The sequence below is a fragment of the Flavitalea sp. genome (assembly GCF_035489435.1).
Taxonomy (GTDB): Bacteria; Bacteroidota; Bacteroidia; order Chitinophagales; family Chitinophagaceae; genus DATHKG01.
Window position 1 is genome coordinate 14820 of sequence record NZ_DATHKG010000091.1, and the last position, 22663, is coordinate 37482.

At 41.4% G+C, this 22663-nt stretch carries 18 protein-coding genes; 9 read left to right on the forward strand and 9 right to left on the reverse strand.

Annotated elements, in window-relative coordinates:
• Positions 1-786, reverse strand: coding sequence for an alpha/beta hydrolase (locus tag VK664_RS14070; RefSeq protein ID WP_461399314.1), 786 nt, complete (start codon positions 784-786; stop codon positions 1-3).
• Positions 787-944: 158 nt separating this feature from the next.
• Complete coding sequence (locus tag VK664_RS14075; RefSeq protein WP_461399315.1) at positions 945-2933, reverse strand: KUP/HAK/KT family potassium transporter; 1989 nt, start codon at positions 2931-2933, stop codon at positions 945-947.
• A gap of 384 nt (positions 2934-3317) precedes the next feature.
• Here VK664_RS14075 and VK664_RS14080 point away from each other — a divergent pair, with 384 nt between their 5' ends.
• The 5 genes from VK664_RS14080 (at position 3318) to VK664_RS14100 (ending at position 9116) form a co-directional block, all read left to right on the forward strand.
• Complete coding sequence (locus VK664_RS14080; RefSeq protein WP_461399316.1) at positions 3318-4796, forward strand: hypothetical protein; 1479 nt, start codon at positions 3318-3320, stop codon at positions 4794-4796.
• Between the two features lie 111 nt (positions 4797-4907).
• Positions 4908-5894: a DUF6427 family protein gene (locus VK664_RS14085; RefSeq protein ID WP_461399317.1), complete on the forward strand. Its 987-nt coding sequence runs from the start codon at positions 4908-4910 to the stop codon at positions 5892-5894.
• Between the two features lie 37 nt (positions 5895-5931).
• Entirely contained in the window at positions 5932-6657 is a 726-nt protein-coding gene (purQ, locus tag VK664_RS14090; protein ID WP_461399318.1) for a phosphoribosylformylglycinamidine synthase subunit PurQ, read from the forward strand.
• 66 nt (positions 6658-6723) lie between these two features.
• Complete coding sequence (locus VK664_RS14095) at positions 6724-7176, forward strand: protein-disulfide reductase DsbD domain-containing protein (protein WP_461399319.1); 453 nt, start codon at positions 6724-6726, stop codon at positions 7174-7176.
• Positions 7173-9116: a protein-disulfide reductase DsbD family protein gene (locus VK664_RS14100; RefSeq protein WP_461399320.1), complete on the forward strand. Its 1944-nt coding sequence runs from the start codon at positions 7173-7175 to the stop codon at positions 9114-9116. Before VK664_RS14095 ends, VK664_RS14100 begins: the two co-directional genes overlap by 4 nt.
• Positions 9117-9536: 420 nt before the next feature.
• Here the strand turns inward: VK664_RS14100 and VK664_RS14105 are convergent, their stop codons facing one another.
• Positions 9537-10118 (reverse strand): RNA polymerase sigma factor, encoded by a 582-nt coding sequence (locus VK664_RS14105; RefSeq protein WP_458925463.1) that lies wholly within the window; start codon positions 10116-10118, stop codon positions 9537-9539.
• A 265-nt stretch (positions 10119-10383) separates the two neighbouring features.
• On the opposite strand from VK664_RS14105, the gene uvrA reads away from it, so the two are divergent.
• On the forward strand, positions 10384-13209 hold the full coding sequence (gene uvrA / locus VK664_RS14110) for an excinuclease ABC subunit UvrA (protein ID WP_461399321.1): 2826 nt from the start codon (positions 10384-10386) through the stop codon (positions 13207-13209).
• A gap of 68 nt (positions 13210-13277) precedes the next feature.
• Here the strand turns inward: uvrA and VK664_RS14115 are convergent, their stop codons facing one another.
• Positions 13278-14180, reverse strand: a complete 903-nt coding sequence (locus VK664_RS14115) for a T9SS type A sorting domain-containing protein (RefSeq protein WP_461399322.1) — start codon at positions 14178-14180, stop codon at positions 13278-13280.
• A 422-nt stretch (positions 14181-14602) separates the two neighbouring features.
• On the opposite strand from VK664_RS14115, the gene VK664_RS14120 reads away from it, so the two are divergent.
• Entirely contained in the window at positions 14603-15094 is a 492-nt protein-coding gene (locus tag VK664_RS14120; protein ID WP_461399323.1) for a hypothetical protein, read from the forward strand.
• 128 nt (positions 15095-15222) lie between these two features.
• Here the strand turns inward: VK664_RS14120 and VK664_RS14125 are convergent, their stop codons facing one another.
• Entirely contained in the window at positions 15223-15642 is a 420-nt protein-coding gene (locus VK664_RS14125; RefSeq protein ID WP_461399324.1) for a DUF4293 family protein, read from the reverse strand.
• 55 nt (positions 15643-15697) lie between these two features.
• Complete coding sequence (locus VK664_RS14130) at positions 15698-16978, reverse strand: serine hydroxymethyltransferase (protein WP_461399325.1); 1281 nt, start codon at positions 16976-16978, stop codon at positions 15698-15700.
• A 209-nt stretch (positions 16979-17187) separates the two neighbouring features.
• Here VK664_RS14130 and VK664_RS14135 point away from each other — a divergent pair, with 209 nt between their 5' ends.
• Together VK664_RS14135 and VK664_RS14140 are read left to right on the forward strand one after the other, a co-directional pair.
• Complete coding sequence (locus VK664_RS14135; RefSeq protein WP_461399326.1) at positions 17188-18186, forward strand: sugar phosphate nucleotidyltransferase; 999 nt, start codon at positions 17188-17190, stop codon at positions 18184-18186.
• Positions 18187-18312: 126 nt separating this feature from the next.
• A complete protein-coding gene (locus VK664_RS14140; protein WP_461399327.1) occupies positions 18313-18732 on the forward strand; it encodes a carboxypeptidase-like regulatory domain-containing protein in 420 nt (139 codons plus the stop codon).
• 569 nt (positions 18733-19301) lie between these two features.
• Here VK664_RS14140 and VK664_RS14145 read toward each other — a convergent pair.
• The 3 genes from VK664_RS14145 to VK664_RS14155 form a co-directional block, all read right to left on the reverse strand.
• Entirely contained in the window at positions 19302-20219 is a 918-nt protein-coding gene (locus VK664_RS14145) for a hypothetical protein (RefSeq protein ID WP_461399328.1), read from the reverse strand.
• A gap of 159 nt (positions 20220-20378) precedes the next feature.
• The gene (locus VK664_RS14150; RefSeq protein WP_461399329.1) at positions 20379-21686 is read right to left on the reverse strand and encodes an ABC transporter permease; all 1308 of its coding nucleotides are present in this window, start codon (positions 21684-21686) and stop codon (positions 20379-20381) included.
• Positions 21687-21695: 9 nt separating this feature from the next.
• Entirely contained in the window at positions 21696-22631 is a 936-nt protein-coding gene (locus VK664_RS14155) for an ABC transporter ATP-binding protein (RefSeq protein WP_461399330.1), read from the reverse strand.
• Positions 22632-22663 lie beyond the last annotated feature (32 nt).

Here is a 22663-nt window from a genome sequence, read left to right on the forward strand (position 1 = left end):
TCAGTACTGCAGAATATCCCTGATGAAGTTGTGATATTCGGGGAACGAAGTTAGGTTATTATGACCGCCACCGTCTATGCGTATCAATGTGATTTTATTTGGATTGATTTTTTGTAAAGCTTCGCTATGACGTATAGGAATCAACCAATCCCTTGTGCCATGAATAATATAAGTATGACAGTTCACGTGCCGGATCCATTTATCCGTACGGAGATGATAACGTAGCACCCATTTAAGGGGTAGGAGTGGAAGAAACCTTCCGACCACTTTTAGGAAATTGTAATATGGTGAATCAAGAATCAGGTAACGAGGTTTGTTTTCAGAAGCAATCTTGCAGGCAAATCCACTCCCAAGGCTTCTTCCATAAACAAGGATATGATGCTCTGTGTATTGTTCTGCCAGTTTCTGGTAAACAAATTGCATATCTCCCAACAGGTCAGCCTCGCTTCTTTTGCCGGTGCTTTTCCCGAATCCCCGGTAATCAGCAAGCACCACATCATAGCCATAGCGATAAAAATCTTTTGCATATTTACTCCAGCCCTTTATACTCCTCGTATTGCCATGCAGATAAAATATCAGGCCCAAAGGGTCCTTTCTGTAAAAATGCAGTCCGTTGATTCTTACCTTAGGACCGATATCAAAAAATAGTTCACGGAAAGGCACATCAAACCTGAACTGAAAATCCTGTTTGAGTTTTTCAGGCTTAAAAATAAAACGATCCTGAATAAAGTAGATCAGTATCCACAGCAAAACGACAGCCCCGATAACATAAACCCAGAAAACCATGTGAATATAGTTATGAGTTATGAGTGATGAGTTATGAGTGAGTTATGAGTTGTTTGAGTTATGAGTTAATTCTTAAATTTCCGGTTCGACTTTATCACTTATCAGTCGCCCATCACTCAAACAACTCATCACTACTTTCATAATTCATAACTCATAATTCATAATTCTATTGGGTGTATTCGCTTCAGTTTTAAGTTCGTAACCGGTGCTACGATCAGCGGGAATTTTTCAATTGTTACGTTGGCCGTATCGAGCCCAAATCCTTTTTCCTCAGACAAGCTAAGTTCTTTGAGCCAGAAGTACAATTTCATAACAACCCGTTCGAAAAATGGCAGTTCGTTATCCTGGCTTAGGTATTTTTCCATGACGATAAACTGGAAATCACCTACTACATTATTTCTCTCCAGCGACTCATACCGGCTCGTGATATTTACTTCCTTGTTTGCAACCAGGTCAGCTACCACCTTACGGAACATTAGGTTGATCTTTGGTTCCATACGGAAACCAAGCCTGAATTCCACCCGAATAATGTCATTTGGGATGATGTGATCCACTTTGTACTCACAGGTATAAGGATCATCGAGCGTGTCGACATGAACAAACCAATAGATATCTGACCGTTTCGGCTTTTTATTCAGGATAGAATAAATGATCTTATGTTCTATTTCCTTTGGGTTATTGGCACTGGTGAGATAAACCAGGTGAGTGGCATACTTAGGTACTGTTCTGTCATTGCTAAGTTCCTGGATTTGTGGAATATAATGTTCCAGCCTCACAAATTCCACGTAGCGGTTTTTGATCTTCCTGCTGCGGTACCAAACGTACATGATTCCAAACATCACACCACCCATTATCAGGGTGATATAACCACCATGAGTAAACTTTTGAAGCAGCGCAATCAGGTAAGCAGATTCAATGATGAAGTATCCGATCAGGAACACATAGATCCATACTGCCGGCACCCGTTTTCCAATCATATAATTAGCAAAAAGTATCGTGGTTGATATCATCGTCACGATAATTGCCAGTCCATAAGCTGCTTCCATTTTATTGGATTCCCGGAAATAAAGAACTACGCCGACGCAACCGATGAAAAGCAGCATGTTGATGCCGGGGATAAAAAGCTGACCTTTTTCTTCAGATGGATAGCGGATCTTGAATTTTGGCCAAAGGTTCAGCCGCATAGCTTCACTGATCAGGGTAAATGAACCGGAGATCATTGCCTGGCTGGCAATAATGGCAGCCGTGGTGGCTATTACAACCCCGGGGATTATAAACCAGTGTGGCATCAGATCATAAAATGCATTAATGCCCCTCAGTTTTCTTGCGGCTTCATCAACGGTGATACCACGGTAATTGGCAAGCAGATAAGCCCCCTGGCCGAAATAATTCAGCAGCAGGCAGCTTTTTACATAAAACCAGGAAGTGCGGATATTATCCCTGCCACAATGACCAAGATCACTATATAAAGCTTCGGCTCCGGTAGTACACAAAAACACGGCTCCCAATAGCCAGAATCCGCTTGGATAAGTCGCGAGGAAGTCGATGGCGTAATACGGGCTTAAGGCCTTAAAGATTGAAGGGTCATCAAATAAATGGTACACACCCAGTATTGCCAGCATGGTAAACCAGATGAACATGATGGGACCAAATAGCTTCCCGATGGCAGTTGTGCCGAATTGCTGAAGGAAAAAAAACAAAACTAGAATGCTGATAACAATGATCACGATTGTGTTATCGTGTCTGCCGAGTTCTCTCAGCACGGGTAATTCGCGCAGGCCTTCGATAGCCGAAGTTATAGAGATAGGAGGTGTAATAATTCCATCAGCCAGCAAAGCTGCACCACCAAGCATTGCCGGGAGCACCAGCCATTTTTTTTGACGTCTTACCAGGGCATACAGTGCAAAAGTGCCACCTTCCCCACGATTGTCTGCCTTAAGAACCAGCGTAACATATTTAATTGTCGTTTGCAGCGTCAGGGTCCATATAATGCATGAAAGACTTCCGACGATCAAAGATTCTGTAATAGTTCTGTCTGAAATGATTGCGTTGAAAACGTAAAGAGGAGATGTTCCTATGTCGCCGTAAATAATACCGAGCGCTATGATTAAACCCGCTGCGGTGACCTTGTTCGTCTGTTTGCCCACGATAAAATAGTTAAGTGTGGCTAGGGTGAAAGGGTTAATTTAACAAAATTGCGCCAGGATCACCGGCGCCGTACAAAGGTATACGGAAAAAAACTATTTAACAGATGTTTTATGTCTGCCTGCCAACAGATCCTGACCTAACCGCATCTTATAATTTTGCGTATATTTTAGAAGGCTAAAATAGAAGGCTAAAATGCGTATATTATAAAAGCCTAAAAATGGTGTCAAATTTTGGGAACCCGTACCGTAATGCTTAATTTGGCATAGTGAGGATATTTTCATAATTCATAACTAATAATTCATATCTCTCTTCAACAAACTTGTATGTATTATAAACCTTTCCTTCTTTCATTTTTCCTCTTAGCCTGTTTTTCATTTGCGGGGATGTCACAAAGAATATATTATTCAGAGCCCGAGCGTGAAGACAGCCGCAGAACAAATTTTGATATCATCGGTAAGGTTGGCAACAATATACTTGTCTTCAAAAATAACCGCACAGAGAACGACATCTGTGTTTATGATGGGGAAATGAAACTGGTGGACAGGATAGACCTCAACAAAAGTAATCGCTGGGTGAATGTTGACTTTATCCCTTATCCAGACCATGCCTGGATGATCTATCAATACCAGGATAAAAATATCCTTTATTGTATGGGTGTGAAGCTGAACAGCCAGGGAAAAATGATGGAGGATCCCATTGAACTTGATACTACCAAGATAGGCTGGTCGGCTAATAACAAGATCTATTCGACCATCTTCAGCGACGACAAAAAGAAAATAATGATCTTTAAGATCAACAGCAAAAATCAAAAGAATTTTGTTTTCACCACACTGTTATTTGATGAAGAGCTAAAGCTTCAGACCAAGCACCGTATCAGCATGCCCATGGAGGAGAAGAATGATTACTTCACCGATTTCCTCCTTGATAATGAAGGTGAGATGGTGTTCGGGAAATTCATCCGTAAGGGAAACAATGATTTTATTTCGGACCTTAAACTTGGTGTGAAACCGCATGATAAGGAAGAGTTTATCATGCTTGATCTGAAAACCGGTGACCGGATACTCGACGAGATCAAGATCAAGGTGGATAATACCAATAAGCGTTTTTTATTCAGCGGGTTCTTCTATAAACAGAAAAGGGGAAATATTGAAGGTCTCTATACTGTTGTCTGGGACAAAGCTATTAACGGCATCCGCAAAGAAACCACTATAGGCTTTTCGGATGATCTGCGTCGGACAGCCAAAGGTCCCGACGCCAATATCAGGCTTGCTTTCAATGATTATTTTATCAAAAATATCATCACCCGCAAAGATGGCGGCTACCTGCTTATTAGCGAATCGATGTATACCAGTTCAAGAGGCAACTCTTTTAACAGATGGGATTATATGGGTTGGAACAATCCCTGGGGTGGAGGATTCAGTTCACCAAACTATTATTACTCGCCTTTTTACAGCCCTTATGGTTATGGTTCGCCATGGAACAGGTTTGGCGGCAGCCAGTCGACCCGTTATCATGCTGAAAATATTATGATCATCTCTTTTGATATGGATGGAGGGGTAGAATGGACAAATATCATCCCCAAAACCCAATATGATGATGAAAGCGACGCACTTATTTCCAACCAGATTATGAACACCGGCGGCGAACTTCATTTCCTGTTTAATCAATACGAAAAAAGGACCCTGTTGCTGAATGATCAGAGCATTAGCCCGGATGGCAAGATTACCCGGCGCCCTACACTTAAGAACCTGGAACGGGGAGTGGAATTTATGCCACGATATGGAAAACAGATCAGTGCAAGGGCAATGGTTGTCCCCTGCCAGTACCGCAATTACCTGACGTTTGCCAAAATAGAATTCTAACTTTTCACCCGGTAGATACTTCCAATTAGTAAACCGAAAAATTCAGTCGATTTTTCACGCGAATGATTGAATTTGATGGAGTTAATTGTAATATTGAGTTAAATATCCTCTGTGATTGGCATTTTCAGGCAAAAAAACCAGGGCAATGCGGTAATACTTATCATTTATGGGATGCTGCTTAAATTCGGCATGTTCCTGCATCCGTCAGGACCCGTACGTCACCCCGGGGATGACCACTATCTTTACACCTGGTTGCTCGACTATCTTGAGCCGTTGAGGCTACCCGCAATCATCTATACCATCGTCAGTTTCATTTTGTTGTATTTGCAGGCAACACTTTTCAACAGGATCTGTAATGAGCTGAAAATGTTGCCGAAGCCGAATTTTCTGCCGGCTATGTCCTATTTGTTGTTAACCTCCCTGTTTCCCGAATGGAACTATTTCTCGGCCCCGCTTATCATCAACCTGTTCCTGATCTGGATCTTTTACAGGATGACGAACCTTTATAATACACCAAAACCGGTTGCGTCCATTTTTAATATAGGGATGATACTCGGTGTGGTGACCTTATTATATCAACCGGCAATAGTGTTTGTGTTGCTTTTACTGCTGGCGCTGTATATTATGCGTCCGTTCCGCATCCAGGAATGGCTGATAGGTTTACTGGGAATCAGTGCGCCATATTATTTCCTTCTTTTAATACTATATTTTCAAAACGAATGGCATTGGCGTCAGATGCTCCCTACGATCTCTTTCAGGTTGCCGACCATGCCTTCATCCCTGGCAGTCACTTTCAGTATTGTTCTGCTTGTAATTCCGTTTATAATAGGGGGAATATTCGTTCAGAATAATCTGAATAAAATGCTGATCCAGGGCAGGAAAAACTGGAGTTTGCTTTTGTTATTCCTCATTATGTCTTTGCTTATAATCGTTGTAAACGGCGGTGAGAATAATTATGTAAACTGGGCTCTTTCCGTGATGCCTTTGGCTGCTTTCCACGCTGCTGCTTATTATTACCCAATAAATAAATGGTTCCCCGTGGTGATGCACTGGATGATTTTCGCTTTTGCCATTTACGTCAATTATTTCCTTCCCTGATTTTCTTATCTTTGACCTCTTCAACCAAATGCTTAAAATGAAATTCGGAGTTGTAGTTTTTCCGGGGTCCAATTGTGACAGAGATATGCAGGAAGCGCTGCAAAATGATCTAAACCAGGAAGTTTTGATGCTTTGGCACAAAGACAAGTCCCTGGCCGCTTTTGCACAGGATGATTGTATTGTTTTGCCAGGTGGGTTTTCGTATGGTGATTATCTCCGCTGCGGAGCTATTGCAAGGTTCAGCCCGATGATGCAAAGTGTAATTGAATTTGCAAAAGCCGGTGGAAAAGTGTTGGGTGTTTGTAACGGCTTCCAGATTTTATGCGAATCGCACCTGCTTCCAGGGGTGCTGCTGCGAAATGCAAATCAGCAGTTCGTATGCAAAAACATTTATCTCCGTAGCCCGGAATCTGAGCAGGTTTACAAACTGCCGGTTGCACATGGCGAAGGTCGCTATTATGCAACTGAAAACGTCATTGACGAACTGGAAGAAAATGGCCAGGTGCTTTACCGTTATTGCGATGAACAAGGAAATATCACCAATGAAGTGAATCCTAATGGAATCGTAAATCCCAACGGTGCAACCCGTAACATCGCCGGAATCTGTAATAAAGAAAGAAATGTCTTTGGTATGATGCCCCATCCTGAACGTGCCTGTTCTTCCAGTCTTGGGAATACGGACGGTCGTTTGATCCTGGAGTCGCTTTTCGCTGTAAGACCATCTGAAATTGTAAAACCTGTAACAGATCTGGTCAATTTTTAGTCTTTTATTAGCATAATAAGATAGAATTTTGAGCACAGATTTGAGTTATATAGCTAAACATAGTTTATGAAGCAGTTTTTACTTATTGGTTTTCTTCTTTTCTCATGTTTTTTGTCGATAGCCCAGTCCGGGAAGCAGGTTAAGTGGTCTTTTGCTGCGAAAAAAATTGCAGATAAAACTTATGAGGTCCATATGACTGCCGACATCAATTCCAACTGGCATATGTATGCGCAGAACGCCGGCGAAGGCCCTCTGTCAACAGCTTTTAATTTCACAAAAAATCCACTGCTCAGCTTTGACGGGAACGTTAAGGAAGTTGGTAAGATGAAAAAGGTCTATGAAGACGCGTTCAAGTCAGAAGTAAGGTTCTACGAAAAGTCTGTAAATTTTATTCAGGTAGTCAAGGTTCGTGGAACTGCAAAAACCAATCTTGCAGGGAAAGTAGAGTTTATGGTTTGTGATGATAAGCAGTGTTTACCGCCCACCGAAATTCCATTCGCTGTAAACATAGGCGGATGATGACACGCGTTTTTCTATTTACAATTTGTTTATTATTTACTTATGCAATAGTTGCGGCACAGGATTCTGCCGTTTTTAAATGGGAGGTCAGCAGTCAGAAGATTGCAGACAAAACATATAAGCTGAATTTTACTACCCCGGGCTTAGCGGCCTGGGATCTTTATGGTCCGAACGAAATTATCTCTGAAGTTCCCGCTGTGGAAATCGCGTTCTCAGACTCTTCTATACAGGCGCTAAAGCCCTTCGAGGAAAAAGGCAGCCCACAAAGTATTAAATCTGCGCTTTTTGATAACGCGACTTTTAAGGTCTATAATGGAGAAGCCAATTTTGCGGTCACCTTGAAGTTTGCTGGCAAAGTTCCTGAAACCCTGATTGGAACCATGAGCTATACTTATGGCAGGGGAGAAGCTTTTTACCCGTTGACCCCAATGCCCTTTTCGGTTGCACTTGAAGGCGGAACAAAATCGGAAACGCGAATTTTAATTAATAGTTTCGATTTAAATAACCCGGTTAGTGATTGTGGGGATGAAGGCACCGAGGGCAAGGGCTTGTTTGGGATCTTTATGCTCGGTTTATTGGGAGGGTTTATTGCTTTATTAACCCCATGTGTGTTCCCGTTAATTCCACTTACCGTTTCATTTTTTACAAAGCAGTCTCAAAGCCGCTCAAAAGGTATAAGGAATGCGCTTGTTTATGGTGGTTTCATCTTCCTGATCTATATATTACTTAGTCTTCCTTTTCACCTTATAGGTGAAGGCAACCCCGAAATATTGAATAATATTTCCACGAATGTTTGGCTAAACCTCCTGTTTTTTGTTGTATTCGTTGTATTCGCGATTTCATTTTTTGGATACTTTGAAATTACGCTGCCCGGAAGCGTATCGAATACAGCTGGTTCTAAATCGAGTGGTTCCAACTTCGCAGGGATCTTTTTTATGGCGCTTACCCTTGCCATCGTTTCATTTTCCTGTACAGGGCCTATCCTGGGCTCCCTGTTAGTAGGAGCTTTGTCAAGTAATGGCGGTCCAATGCAACTGACTTTTGGTATGGGTGGATTTGGATTCGGCCTGGCTTTACCGTTTGCAATCTTCGCGATGTTTCCCGGTTGGTTGCAATCGCTACCAAAATCGGGCGGATGGCTCAACACCGTTAAAGTCGTATTGGGATTCCTGGAACTTGCAATGGCAATAAAATTTTTATCAAACGCCGACCTGGTTGAACAATGGGGCCTTGTAAAAAGAGAAATTTTTATAGGCGCCTGGATCATTATCGGAATTTTGCTGGTTCTCTATCTTTTTGGAAAAATCAAGTTCCCGCATGATAGCCCGATCGGAAAGTTTAGTGCAACCAGGTGGGTATTTATAGCCATGTTTGCAGGGTTTACCCTCTATCTTATCCCGGGTGTTACGAACTCAAAAGCTGCTAATCTTTCATTGATCAGTGGTTTTCCCCCACCACTTTGTTACAGCGTTTATGGCAAGCCGGTGAACTGTGAAACGGGCATTGAACCACTGAGGGATTATGAAGAAGCAGTAAGGTTAGCGAAACAGCAAAACAAGCCGGTATTGATAGATTTTACAGGATGGGCCTGTGTGAACTGCCGGCGAATGGAAGAGAATGTTTGGACGGATGAAAAAGTGGGATCGTTGATGAAAAACGAATTTGTGGTTGTGTCGCTATACGTTGACGAACGCAAAACACTTCCCGCTGCTGACCAGATAAATTATAGGACGAAAAACGAAACGCTTAAACAGATCCTGACTGTGGGTGATAAATGGGCGACCTTCCAATCGGAAAATTTTAACGCAGTTGCTCAACCGCAGTATGCGATAATCAGCCCGGACGAAAAAATCCTCACCAAAACAAAAGGATACACTCCTAACTCCTCTGAGTTTGCGGAATGGCTCAGTTGTGGGGTAAACGCCTTTAAAAAGAAGTGATGAGTTATGAGTTATGAGTGAGTTATGAGTGAGTTATGAGTGAGTTATGAGTGAGTTATGAGTGAGTTATGAGTTAAGAGAGTTTTGGATTCGCTTTATGAGTGCATCCTCGATAACTCATCACTTTATCATTCAAAACTCACTCATCACTCATCACTGAATATCGGGTATAAATAAAAAAAGACCTCTTCTTTCGACAGAGGTCTTTTTAATTAGGCGTCATTCTGCAACAACCTTCCAAACAGCAAGCAAATTTAATAAAAGAGTTTAGAGGGAGCCACAGAATGACAATATCGTGGCGTATAATTTTCTTCAAATTTAAGCATTCGATCCGTTCCCTTTTTACGGCCGCTGTTAAAATTTTATAGAAAACTTTTACTTTAATCTAATTATAATCTTTATTATAATCTTTCGTACTGATTATAATGCAATTTTTTTCTGGGTCATCATCTTACGCAGATTGATAAGTCCATAGCGCATCCTTCCAAGAGCAGTATTGATGCTGCAGTTAGTAAGAGAAGCGATTTCCTTGAAACTTAGATCAGCATAATGACGTAGAATGATTACTTCACGTTGATCTTCTGGTAACAAATCAAGCATCTGTCTTACGCGGTCGTGGCTCTGACGTTTCATCATTTTAACGTCTGCACCATCTTCGGTAAAGTTGATTACTTCAAAAATGTCCCGATCATCGCTGGTTTTAATAGCAGGGGTACGTTTTACTTTCCTGAAATGATCTACACAAAGATTGTGCGCGATACGCATTGCCCACGGAAGGAATTTTCCTTCTTCAGTGTAACGGCCACCGCGGATTGTGTCGATAATTTTAATTAAAACGTCCTGGAAGATGTCTTCCGCGAGATACTTGTCCTTAACGAGGAACAGAATGGAAGTGTACATCTTGTCTTTGTGGCGGATAACTAATGTTTCCAGCGCATACAAATTACCATCCTTGAAATCATGGATGAGTTCGTGATCGGTCTTAGTACGTAAAGAATTCATAACTTCTACGGGTTTTTGAAGGTGATAGGATATTAAAAATTGTGAAAATGGATTTTGTGTGAAACGGCTTTTCTTAATAAGTAGAAGTGGGGATCTCGATAGGCGATGTATTTAGTTTTCGTATTTATTGTACAAATTACCGTTTAAAGATATTAACTTTTTGCAGAAAACAAAACTTTAGCAATCTTTTTAGAGATTATACCCAATCTCCATGAATATTTCTACTTAAAAACCAGCTTCGATCGAATAAATTTGCAGTCCAGATATGCCAGTAAAGACAAAAAAGCCAAAAGCGGCCAGCGAATCAGTACTAAGATCTTCCGATAACATATATATAAAAGGTGCAAGGGTTCATAATCTAAAGAATATTTCAGTTGAAATTCCCCGGAATAAGTTGATTGTAGTCACGGGAGTTTCCGGTTCCGGGAAATCCTCACTCACCATTGATACATTATTTGCTGAAGGTCAGCGGAGATATGCCGAAAGTTTAAGCGCTTATGCCCGCCAGTTCATGGCTCGGATGAGCAAACCGGACGTAGATTTTATCAAAGGGCTCTGTCCTGCTATCGCCATTGAACAAAAGGTAGTGACGAGAACCCCTCGATCTACGGTCGGAAGTATGACCGAAATTTATGATTACCTGCGACTTTTGTTCGCACGGGCAGGGAAAACCATTTCCCCCGTTTCGGGCCGGGAAGTAAAAAAAGACGATGTAGCAGACGTTGTAAAAACCATTAGTGCGCTGAAAACCGACGACAAGGTACTTATCCTTGTTCCTTTCAGGCAACATGCGAACCGGCAAACGACCGAAGAATTAAATATACTCTTACAAAAAGGGTTTTCAAGGTTATACCAGGCACCAAAGCCTAAATCAAAGGGCACCGGTGAAGTCATGAGGCTCGAAGAACTGCTGGAAACACCATCCTGGAAGCCTGATATTTATACTTACCTGTTAATTGACCGCCTTGTTGTAAAAGAATTTGACGAAGATGATCTGCACCGGATCGCCGATTCTGCCGGTACGGCGTTTTATGAAGGCGAAGGCGAGCTGACACTTGAAATAAACAGTACAACAAAACTTCCATTCTCAAATAAATTTGAACTGGACGGAATTGTGTTCGAAGAACCGGTTCCAAACCTGTTTTCATTTAATAACCCGTTTGGCGCCTGCCCGGTCTGCGAAGGATTCAGCATGGTTTTGGGTATAGATGCTGACCTGGTAATACCAGACAAACGGCTAAGCGTATACGAAAGCGCTGTAGCGCCCTGGAGAGGAGAAAAACTCAGTTTGTGGAAAGACCAGTTTATAAAAGCTGCGAAAAAATTCGACTTCCCGGTTCATAAACCGATCATGGACCTTAACAAAGAACAATACAGGGTACTTTGGGAAGGGAATGAATTTGTGGAAGGGATCAATGCATTTTTTAAAGAAGTTGAGCAAAACCTTTATAAGGTGCAATACCGGGTATTGCTTTCCAGATATCGTGGGCGGACAAGTTGCCCCGAATGCAATGGATACCGGCTGCGCAAGGAAGCTTTGTATATCCAGATTTCGGGTAAGCATATAGGTGAGTTATGTGAGATGCAGGTAAAAGATTTATCCAAATGGTTTGAGACACTAACGCTGACCGAATACCAGGCACAGGTTTCAAAAAGAATTCTTATTGAAATCAATCATCGTTTAAAAACGTTACTGGATGTTGGATTGGGTTATCTCACGCTAAACCGGCTTGCAAATTCCCTGAGTGGAGGCGAAAGTCAAAGGATACAGCTAACGCGTTCGCTTGGATCTAATCTGACCAATTCTTTATACATACTGGATGAACCATCGATCGGCCTTCATTCCCGCGATACAGAAAGATTGATCCGGGTTTTGAAAGAACTCAGGGATCTTGGAAATACGGTTGTTGTTGTTGAACATGATGAGATGATGATGCGGGAGGCCGATCATATCATTGATATGGGACCACTCGCTTCTCACCTCGGTGGTGAAGTGGTAGCCAGCGGCAATTATGACGAGATAACTGCGCATCCTGATAGTCTTACTGGTAAATACCTGACAGGCAAACTCAAAATTGAGCCGCCGGCACAGGTACGTAAATGGAAAAGATCAATCGTTGTTGAAGGCGGAAGACAAAATAATTTACAGGATGTGACCGCAGTATTTCCACTTGATTTGTTATGCGTGGTAAGCGGTGTAAGCGGTAGTGGAAAAACCACCTTGGTTAAACAGGTGCTTTATCCCGCCTTACGCAAGATGAAAGGCGAATTTAGCGATAAGGTCGGTATTCATAAATTGATCAGCGGTGATGTGGATTATATCTCGCAGATCGAAATGGTTGATCAGAATCCTATTGGAAAGTCTTCAAGGAGTAACCCGGTGACTTATATAAAAGCATATGATGAGATACGTGATCTTTATGCGAAGCAGCCATTAAGTAAAATGCGTGGATTTCAACCAAAGCATTTTTCTTTCAATGTTGATGGTGGACGTTGTGACACCTGTAAGGGTGAAGGCGAACAGGTTGTTGAAATGCAGTTCCTGGCTGATGTTCATCTTACCTGCGAGTCTTGCGGCGGCAAACGTTTTAAAGAAGAAGTGCTGGAAGTGACTTACAAAGGCAAAAACATTTATGAATTGCTGGAACTGAGTGTCGATGAATCCCTTGAGTTTTTCAAAGATGAGAAAGATATCTTCCCAAAAATAAAACCTTTGAGTGATGTGGGGCTTGGCTATGTGAAACTTGGCCAGTCTTCGGATACGCTATCAGGTGGAGAGGCACAAAGGGTAAAACTGGCTTCTTTCCTGGTTAAGGGTAAATCACAGGGCCATATTTTATTCATTTTTGATGAACCAACAACTGGTTTGCATTTTCACGATATCAAAAAATTACTCGGTTCTTTCCAGGCTCTGATTGGACAGGGGCATTCTATACTCGTGATTGAACACAATACTGATGTTATTAAGTCTGCCGATTGGGTGATTGACCTGGGGCCTGAAGCGGGCGATGGTGGAGGAAGTATAATTTACGCGGGTGTGCCCGAAGGTTTGAAGAAAGTAAAAGGCAGTTATACGGCTAAGTATTTATAGTACGCGCTAAAAACAAAAGGCCGGAGTTTCGAAGAACTCCGGCCTTTTGAATATGTAGCTTAAAGTAATTATTCTTTAACAAGTTTGTAGCGAAGATCTTTAACCTGCAGGATATATACACCCTTTGGTAAGTTCGCATCTATTGCAATCGAGTTGGCTCCTGTTACGCTGTAGCTAACTTCTTTACCTGCTACGTTGAACACGCGGATGTTGTTTTTGTTAACATCAGAAGCGTTGATTCCTTTTAACTGTACGTCAGAACGGAATGGATTAGGGAAAACAGAAAGTGTAGTTGAAGCGCCGGATCCACCATTTACATACACAACTTTAGAGTATGAATTTTTACCATCGAGATCAACAAGTTTCAATCTGTAATATCCTGTTCCGGCAAAATTTTTGTCGTCAAAAGAATATTTCAGTGGATTAGCTGAATTACCTGCAGCCTTAACTGTTCCGATGGTATTGAAGTTTTTACCATCGCCGCTTTTTTCAACGCCATAATGTGAAGCCATTGATTCAAGCTCTGAAGTCCAGTTCAAAACTACACCTGATCCCTGAAGATTTGCGTTAAAAGCTGATAATTTGATTGGAAGCGGAGCATTGAATGCAATTTGATTAATACAAACATTGCCATTCAATTTCACTTCAACGCTGATAAAAGGTTCACCGACCTGGTCACAAGGGAAAGAAATCACACCACGTGCAGGGCGGGTGCCGGTTCCGGACAGTGTCCAGGTGGCAGTACCAATTGTTAGATTTGAACCAGCACCTATGTATGCTTCAATAGCGCCACCAAACCACTCCGCTGGAGCGAGTACAACGATACGGCAATTAGTAGAACCGGGCCAGTTACTTCCTTCGACCGAAGCAAGAATGGCACCGTCGGCACAATTCTGGGCTTGCGCTGAAACGCTGCCGGAAAAAGCAAGTGATAAAATAGAAAGGCTGAGAATAGAGTAAAATTTCTTCATGTACATTAAAGTTAAATATTATATAAGTGGTTTCGAATACAAATGAATGTAAAGTCGTGAGTTTACCACAAGGAGGATTGGTGTTGGCCTTTAATGTAGGAAGATTGGTAGTAGCTGTTTAAATAGGGGATGTGGATCTTTGAGATTTCCAGGGAGTGGATTAGACAAGGCTAAAGTAGAACAAATAAAAATGATGTGCAAGTCCCGGGGATTAATTTTTTTTTTAAGGCTCAATTCGTGGTAATCAATTTACTGATAGCAGTTTAAACAGCCAAAACCGACTATGTTTTTCAGGGTTGCAATTTGTTTCAAAGGATTCACAGGCACCATAAAGCAAGCTGTAATTATGCTTTGTGACTGACTTTATCCTGTTTTAACATAATATCAGCACACATTCAGTTTTCTTTGCAGAAACACCAGAGATGTTGAGAAGGTTAATTCTGATACTTATTATAATAATACCTGCACGGGTTATAGCCCAGGAAGTAAACGTGAATGAGCTGGCTGCCATGGTTAATATGGACCATATTGGAATCGATACCCTGATGAAGAAAAAGGGTTATCGCCTGATGCAAAAAGATGTTGACTCAGTAAGCGAAGAGTATTATTACAGCCATCTCGAAAGAAACGAGCAGTCACCTACCTGGGTTCGGGCGCTTTCCTATGTTGATGTAAATCTGAAAGATATTAAAAGCCGGGTGCTGACTTACCGCACTTATAACAGGGACGAATACCAGAAAATGATGTCAGCGCTGCTTGGAAAAGGCTATAAAACCAAAAATGTATTTGAATTCAAGGATTCCAAACACACCGTTTTCGACAACGGTAAACAACCCGTGCGTGTAAAAGTTAACAATAACAAGATGGAGAATGGGCGGTGGATCAAATCTTACGAATTTGAACTGGGACGGTAGGTAATAAGTGGTGAGTGGTGAGTGGTGAGTGGTGAGTTTAGTTATAAATTTTTGAGTTATGTTAGTTCTCACACCACTCACAACTCACCACTACTTTCATAATTCATAATTCATAACTCATAACTTTCTTATCGGAGTCTGTCCAGACTTTTTATCAGTTTCTGATCTTTATAAATCCCTCTTGAAGCCAGAATCAGGAAAACGGGCACAATAAATACCATCGGTGATGTAAGAACGAAGCTACCTTCCACAAACTTTTTTAGTTCACCGAAAAACAATACTATGTTGACTATCGAAAGCAGGATAGCGAAAATGGTCAGTTTCATCTGGAGTTTTCGGTCCTTGTAAAGAAATACGATCACCAGGATCCCGGTTCCGAGAAGAAAGGTCAGGATCATCAGCCAGATATTGCTCATCGCAGTGAGGTTTTCAAAAAGACGGGTCTGATCTGCCTGGACCACATTACCGCTGTAAAATGATAACTTGAGTGTAAGAAAACAGGCTGCTGCAGCCAGCAGCAGCCATATTGATTGAACACGTTGAAGCATTTGGATAAATATTATAGGTGTCGATTAATTCCGAAGATAACCATTCAATCTATCATCAGCCCAACTCGGGATACAGGGAAAACTGATCCATGAAGGCATTTACATCTTTTGCAAGTTTTTCCAGTAAAGCCTCGTTATCGGCATTGGTCAGTGCTTTGTCAATAAATTCAACCACGGTTGCCATGTGTTTCTCTGTCATCCCACGGGTTGTGATTGCCGGAACTCCAACACGGATACCGGATGTGATGAATGCTGATTTATCATCGTAGGGTACCATGTTTTTATTTAAAGTGATATCCGCTTTGCCAAGCACCTGTTCTGCTTTTTTACCACTGATATTTTTGTTTCTGAGGTCAATAAGCATCAGATGGTTATCTGTACCACCAGAAACAATATTATATCCTTTCGAAACAAATAAACCAGACATTGCCTGCGCGTTGGCTACAATCTGTTTAGCATAGGAAGTGAATTCGTCGCTCAGCAATTCACCGAATGCAATAGCTTTCGCAGCGATTACATGCTCAAGCGGTCCTCCCTGGGTGCCCGGGAACACGGCCATATCCAGGAGGTTGCTCATCATTTTGATATTACCCTTGGTGTCTTTCTGACCAAACGGATTTTCAAAATCCTTTTTCATCAGGATGATACCACCTCTTGGCCCACGTAAGGTTTTGTGGGTGGTTGAAGTAACAAAATGACAATGATCGAACGGTGAACTGAGCAGATCTTTTGCGATCAGCCCGGCCGGATGCGCCATATCACACATAACAAAAGCCCCTATACTGTCTGCGATGTTACGTATCCTTGCATAATCCCAGTCTCGGCTGTAAGCGGAAGCGCCGCAAATAATAACTTTTGGCTTTTCCGCTTTTGCTACTTTCTCCATCATGTCATAATCAACCAGGCCATCTTCTCTTTTTACACCATAAAAATGGGGTTGATATAATTTGCCTGAGAAATTCACAGCCGATCCATGGGTAAGATGGCCTCCCATGCTCAGATCGAGACCCAGGATCTTATCACCGGGCTGGATAATGGCGAGTAAAAGTGCTGCATTTGCCTGGGCACCCGAATGGGGCTGAACATTGGCATAATCGCAGTTAAAAGCTTGTTTGACACGATCAATAGCAAGTTGCTCAGTCTGATCCACAATTTCACATCCACCATAATATCTTCTGCCAGGATAACCTTCTGCATACTTATTGGTCATAACGCCACCCATCGCCTGCATAACCTGTAGCGAGGTAAAGTTTTCAGAAGCGATCAATTCTATACCACGGCGCTGGCGTTCAAGTTCCTTGCGAATGAGGTCAAATACCTGGGTGTCTTTTTGCATGATTTATAAATATTAAGAGTAGGTCTTTTAAATTCACCGCAAAAATAAACCTAAGGAAATAACCCCCAAGATTATTTCTTATCAAAATTCACTATTTTCACACGCCTTAAGGGAGGGTCTTACCAGTTTAAACACCAGGAATGGCCTTTACTGATTAGTAGTATGGCTATCGTAGCGTTCGGACGGCCATGGTGTCAAACACTAAACAAATGAAAGCAATAATCCCAGTAGCTGGCGCAGGAACGAAGCTACGTCCTCATACATATACACAACCCAAAGCACTTATACCACTTGCCGGGAAAACAATCCTCAGCATTATCGTGGACCAGCTGAAGGAGGCAGGGATCTCAGAATTCATTTTCATTGTTGGTTACCTGGGGGAAAAAATCAAAGATTATATAAGAGAAAAATATCCTGATCTGCAAAGTCATTTTGTTCACCAGGCAGACAGGCATGGTATTGCTCATGCAATACAGCTTACCAGGGAGCTGGTAGCTGATGATGAAATATTCGTGGTGCTGGGCGATACCATCTGCGAATATGATGTAAAGGAACTTTTGAACGTTCCATATTCTGTGTTGGCTGTTAAAAGGGTGGATGATCCCCGCGATTTCGGTGTGGCAGAAATTGGAGAGGACGGCCTGATCAGCCGGGTGGTTGAAAAACCACAGATTCCAAAATCAAACATGGCGCTTGTTGGAATCTACCGGATAAAAGAAACTTCAATATTATTTGACTGTATTGAAAACAATATAAGAAACGGTATTCGTAGCCGTGGCGAATTCAGCATCACCGACGCGATTGAATGTATGATTAGCCAGGGCGCAAAATTCAAGTCATTCAAGGTTCAAAACTGGTTCGACTGTGGTAAAAAAGAAACCCTGCTTGAATCAAATGCCATCCTCCTGAAAAAATTCGGGGGAGTTATCGCCGACGATCATCAGTTCGAGAATACCATCATTGTACCACCAGTCAGCATTTCATCGGGATGCGATATCAAAAATTCCATTATCGGCCCAAACGTGACAATCGGTGAAAGAACAACAGTCAGCTATTCCATCATAAAAAATTCCATTATCGGGTCCTTCGCGGACCTCTACGATATAGTTTTGACCCACTCCCTGATTGGGAGCGATACCGAAGTAAAAGGAGAGGCCAGAAGCCTGAATATCGGCGACAACACTGAGATTGATCTTGGTGAATCATGATAAGTTGTAAGAATATCTTTTTTACCTGCTTTGTGTGGTGAAATAATTGAAGTAACTTTCTGAGAGGAAGTGCAACATATCCCTAATAGTTGTTGTCTTTATTCAAATGCCCTCAAAACCTGTTATATGAAAGGCGTCAAAAAAATACTTCTTTCCCTTTCTTTCCTGCCACTGAGCCTTTTTGTAAAGGCCAATGAGTTGCCAATAGCCGGATTTGGGAAATCCGAGCCGGTTTTGCATGGCAGCATTACGGATGCTTCAACAAAAAAGCCTGTTGCAGGTGTACTTGTTGTTGTAATGGGATCACGTAACAGTGATAAGAGAGAATATACAACTGACGCAAGTGGCAACTTTAAAGTTAATCAAATGCCATCCGGTGAAGTAACAATCGTTCTTGAAAAGAAGGGTTATAAAAGCTGTCGTCGTGAAGGTGTTATCATCAAAGAAGGTCTCACCCTAAAGTTAAACATGGACCTTAAATCAGAAGACAGGGGAGAAGACAGTGATTATTTTCATCCAATGATGCGAATGATGGACTTCAACTGAATTATGAATTATGAGTTATGAGACGAGTGATGAAAGAGAGTGATGAATGTGTCTGTTGAGTGAGTGCGGTTATTTGATTTTGTTTCTAAAATTCCCCTTTATATTTTTTTATAGGCTTCTTTGCTAAAATTCGAATCTCAACGCTTCGGGATATATTAATAGTTTAAGCTTTTTTCTGTATAATCTTAATCGTATCGACGATTCTGTATTCACTCCAGTGGGCCTTCACTCTGCTCGACTTTGATAGTTTTCATTGGCAGTCTAAAGTCAATTTAGCTCTCCAAATTTTATTGTAGCTAACATATCCAGAATGGAACTCCCACACTTCTATCCAGGCCGCATTTGATAATAATCATATCCAATTAACAAATTACCTATTTGACATTCATAACTCAATTCATTCATAACTGCACTCACCACTTACCACTCACCACTTTCTACCCCACTCACAGCTCACCACTAAAAAACACAGGGCTGAGAACAGCCCCGATTTCTAACAGTCACATGAGAGAAAAATTTTTGTAAGAATTTATGCGATTGAATAGTTAAGCGATCGAATAGTTATGCGATCAATCTACTTTGGATTGCTTGCTATCGATGTTGAAACGTCCATTCTCTTTTTTTATAGTGATATTATTTTTCAGATACTTTCTGTATTTCGCCGTCACAGCATCTGTTTGTTTTTTATCATTGATAAAAATTGAACCATCCCGGTAAACTATTTTATAATCATTCTTTGTATCAACTAAACCTTCTTTTTCCATTGAATAGATCATATCCTGGTATCCGCGGATCTCTTTTTTCGCCTCCTGGATATCAGTTTTAGCATTATCCAGTTCTTTTTTAAAATCTTTGTTTTCAGCTTTTAATTCTTCCTTTGCTTTTTTCAGTTCGACCTTCACTGCATCCATTGCTTCGTTTATTTCTTCAGTGTTGAGATCCTTTATTTCAGCTAGTTCCCTATCGAGTTCTACTTTTACTTCATTCATTGCTTTTTGAATTACATCAGTATCGATTTTTACTTCATTCATAGCTTTTTGAATCGCATCGGTATCAATTTTTACGGTGGCTATCGCTTCATTAACCTGTTTTTGCACTAACTCTACATCGATTGTCTTCAGAGCTTTTTGCGCCTCTATGTTGATTTTGTTAAGGTCAACAGCTTTCATCGCCAGCTCTGCCTGTTTTGACATCTCCTCAATATTGATCTTGTTTAACTGCTCATGAACTCTTTCTGATATGTGGTCCCAGTCCCTGGTCTTTAAATGTTCCAGTCTTTCGATTGCCCGGTCAAGCTTTTCAAGTTCAACATCAAGATCACGTAGTCCGGAAGTTTTAGGACGCTGTGAAGGAACGGTGTCCTGGTAATATATTGTATCCCCTGACTGGTAAACCGGCTCATGATTCCAGGCAATGAGCGTTACACAGAACAGCCCGGCCGTGGCAATGGCAATAGAACGAGGATGTTGTTTAGGATTGATTATCATGACAAGAAGCTTTAGAATTTCAAATTACGATTGTTTTCGTATATAAGTACGATTGATTTCGTAAAATGTTTCCGGCTTTAAAAACTTTCGATAATCTATAAAAAAAATGCCGCGGGATTAAAAAAAATCCCGCGGCAGAACATTAAAGAGGTTATATAATTAATTTTTTTTAAACGCCCATTTCGTCATCTCTTTCCAGGTTACCCGTTTGCCATATAATAAGATACCGGTGCGATAGATTTTTGCTGTTAGCCAGGTGAAAAGCAGGAAGCCGATAACCAGGAAAATCATTGACAAAATCAATTCCCAGGCCGGAACATCATAATTGATTCTGGCCATCATCACGATAGGAGAAGTCAAAGGAAAAAGACTGCCAAAAACCGCCAGGCTGCTATTAGGTTCTGAAATAGCCTTTGTCATAATTACAAAAGCAAGTATGATAGGCATCATAACCGGGAAAACCAATTGCTGCGCTTCAGACTGGTCTTCACTTACCACGCTGCCTATTGCCGCAAACAGTGAAGCATATAACAGGTATCCACCAACGAAATAGAACAAAAAGCAAAATATATTCAGCGGGACATTTATTGAACTGAGTCCTTCTGTAATTGTCAGTAACATACCTGAGGATTCAGGTTGTGTAGCGCCTGCAGCTGCCTGTTGTGCGAGTTCCTGGCCCATTTCCGGAAAAAAAACGGGCATAAGAAACTGCAGACCGACAAGTAATACGATCCAGATTACAAATTGTGTGATGCCTACAGCGCCAATACCTAGAATCTTGCCCATCATCAGTTGAAATGGTTTTACAGAACTAACGATGACTTCAGCGATACGGTTTGTTTTTTCTTCCATAACACCGCGCATTACCATGGTGCCGTAGATCATCAGGATCATATATATAAGAAGACCGCAGGCAAAAGAAATAGCATAAGCAACGCCAGCTACGCCTTTCTTTTCACCCTTTCCAGAATCGATAATGTTCTGAAGGTTGATATCTGCATTAATTGCTTTGTATTTTTCAGGATCAATGTTAGCAGCTTCGAGTCGTTTTGCTTCAATTGCCTGGTTAACCGTTCTTTCGATTTTATTCTTCGTACCCAGGCTTACAGCGGATTCGCTGTGCAGCCTGATCCCGGCAGGTTTATTAAAGTCAGTTTTAGGGACATACAGAAAAAAATTATATCCCGATGATTTGTATTTCGATTTATAAGTCTGTTCGTTTTCGCTTTTTATAAGATCATACGCAATGATATCGTTTTTACTTTTCAGAACATTTTTATTAAACAGGTTGGCTTCATCCAGCACCGCGACTTTAACGGTTTCTGAGTTGTCGCTTACCGATATCGCTATTATAGCTGCATAAAAGCCTATGATAACAAGCGGCACCAGGATAGTGGTCAGCAAAAATGATTTTTTACGTACCCTGGAGAAATATTCTCTTTGTACAATTAGCCATGTCTTATTCATGAAGTTTTTTTAAGCAGTTACTTTTTGAAATTGGCGTGTAAGTGGGGTCCCTTCAACGAGTTTTATGAAGATATCATTCAGGGAAGGGAGAATCTCGTGGAAGCTGTTTACATTGGCTTCACCCTGGATGAAATGTCTTAACACATCGTTCGACCTGTATCCATCCTGTATTTTCACGACCAGGTTATGATTGTCTTTCTGACCTATCACTTCAAAATAAGGAGATTCAATAATTGCTGGTAATCTGTCAATACTGATGGAATAAAGATTTTCTTTATACCGCTGCTTAACATCATGCACAGTACCATCAACAACCTTTTGTCCTTTGTTTACAAGGATAATATGATCGCAGATCTCTTCTACCTGCTCCATGCGGTGGGTGGAGAATATGATACTACTTCCGTTTTTCGCCAACTGATAGATCTGGTCCTTAATCAGATTTGAATTAACAGGATCCAGTCCACTGAAGGGTTCATCCAGTATAATAAGTTTGGGTTCATGTAACACGGTTGTCACGAACTGCAGTTTCTGGCCCATGCCTTTACTCAGATCTTCCACTTTTTTGTTCCACCAGCTCTCCATCTGGAAACGCACAAACCATTCTTTTACCTTTCGCATGGCTTCTGACTTACTAAGGCCCTTCAATTGTGCGAGATAAACCGCTTGTTCACCAATCTTCATCTTTTTGTAGAGTCCACGCTCTTCTGGCATATAACCGATATTAATCACATGGTCAGCTGCATTAAAAGGTTTGCCCTGGAAAAGAATTTCACCTTCATCCGGGTAAAATATACCGGTAATCATCCGGATCAGGGTGGTTTTCCCTGCGCCGTTTGGCCCCAGCAGTCCAAATATGCTTCCGGGTGCGAGTGAGAAGCTTATATCATCAACCGCTTTCTGGGTTGCATAATATTTTTTAAGATTTTTTACTTCGAGAATATTCATTACAAACAGGTTTAATTGGGGAGCCCCGGGCA

Bases quoted from the DNA above. Each gene is read 5' to 3' on its own strand.
- VK664_RS14145 (WP_461399328.1), bottom strand. From the start codon at position 20,219: ATGATAATCAATCCTAAACAACATCCTCGTTCTATTGCCATTGCCACG.
- purQ (WP_461399318.1), top strand. From the start codon at position 5,932: ATGAAATTCGGAGTTGTAGTTTTTCCGGGGTCCAATTGTGACAGAGAT.
- VK664_RS14100 (WP_461399320.1), top strand. From the start codon at position 7,173: ATGATGACACGCGTTTTTCTATTTACAATTTGTTTATTATTTACTTAT.
- VK664_RS14105 (WP_458925463.1), bottom strand. From the start codon at position 10,118: ATGAATTCTTTACGTACTAAGACCGATCACGAACTCATCCATGATTTC.
- VK664_RS14135 (WP_461399326.1), top strand. From the start codon at position 17,188: ATGAAAGCAATAATCCCAGTAGCTGGCGCAGGAACGAAGCTACGTCCT.
- VK664_RS14120 (WP_461399323.1), top strand. From the start codon at position 14,603: ATGTTGAGAAGGTTAATTCTGATACTTATTATAATAATACCTGCACGG.
- uvrA (WP_461399321.1), top strand. From the start codon at position 10,384: ATGCCAGTAAAGACAAAAAAGCCAAAAGCGGCCAGCGAATCAGTACTA.
- VK664_RS14155 (WP_461399330.1), bottom strand. From the start codon at position 22,631: ATGAATATTCTCGAAGTAAAAAATCTTAAAAAATATTATGCAACCCAG.
- VK664_RS14095 (WP_461399319.1), top strand. From the start codon at position 6,724: ATGAAGCAGTTTTTACTTATTGGTTTTCTTCTTTTCTCATGTTTTTTG.
- VK664_RS14070 (WP_461399314.1), bottom strand. From the start codon at position 786: ATGGTTTTCTGGGTTTATGTTATCGGGGCTGTCGTTTTGCTGTGGATA.
- VK664_RS14140 (WP_461399327.1), top strand. From the start codon at position 18,313: ATGAAAGGCGTCAAAAAAATACTTCTTTCCCTTTCTTTCCTGCCACTG.
- VK664_RS14115 (WP_461399322.1), bottom strand. From the start codon at position 14,180: ATGAAGAAATTTTACTCTATTCTCAGCCTTTCTATTTTATCACTTGCT.
- VK664_RS14130 (WP_461399325.1), bottom strand. From the start codon at position 16,978: ATGCAAAAAGACACCCAGGTATTTGACCTCATTCGCAAGGAACTTGAA.
- VK664_RS14125 (WP_461399324.1), bottom strand. From the start codon at position 15,642: ATGCTTCAACGTGTTCAATCAATATGGCTGCTGCTGGCTGCAGCAGCC.
- VK664_RS14150 (WP_461399329.1), bottom strand. From the start codon at position 21,686: ATGAATAAGACATGGCTAATTGTACAAAGAGAATATTTCTCCAGGGTA.
- VK664_RS14080 (WP_461399316.1), top strand. From the start codon at position 3,318: ATGTCACAAAGAATATATTATTCAGAGCCCGAGCGTGAAGACAGCCGC.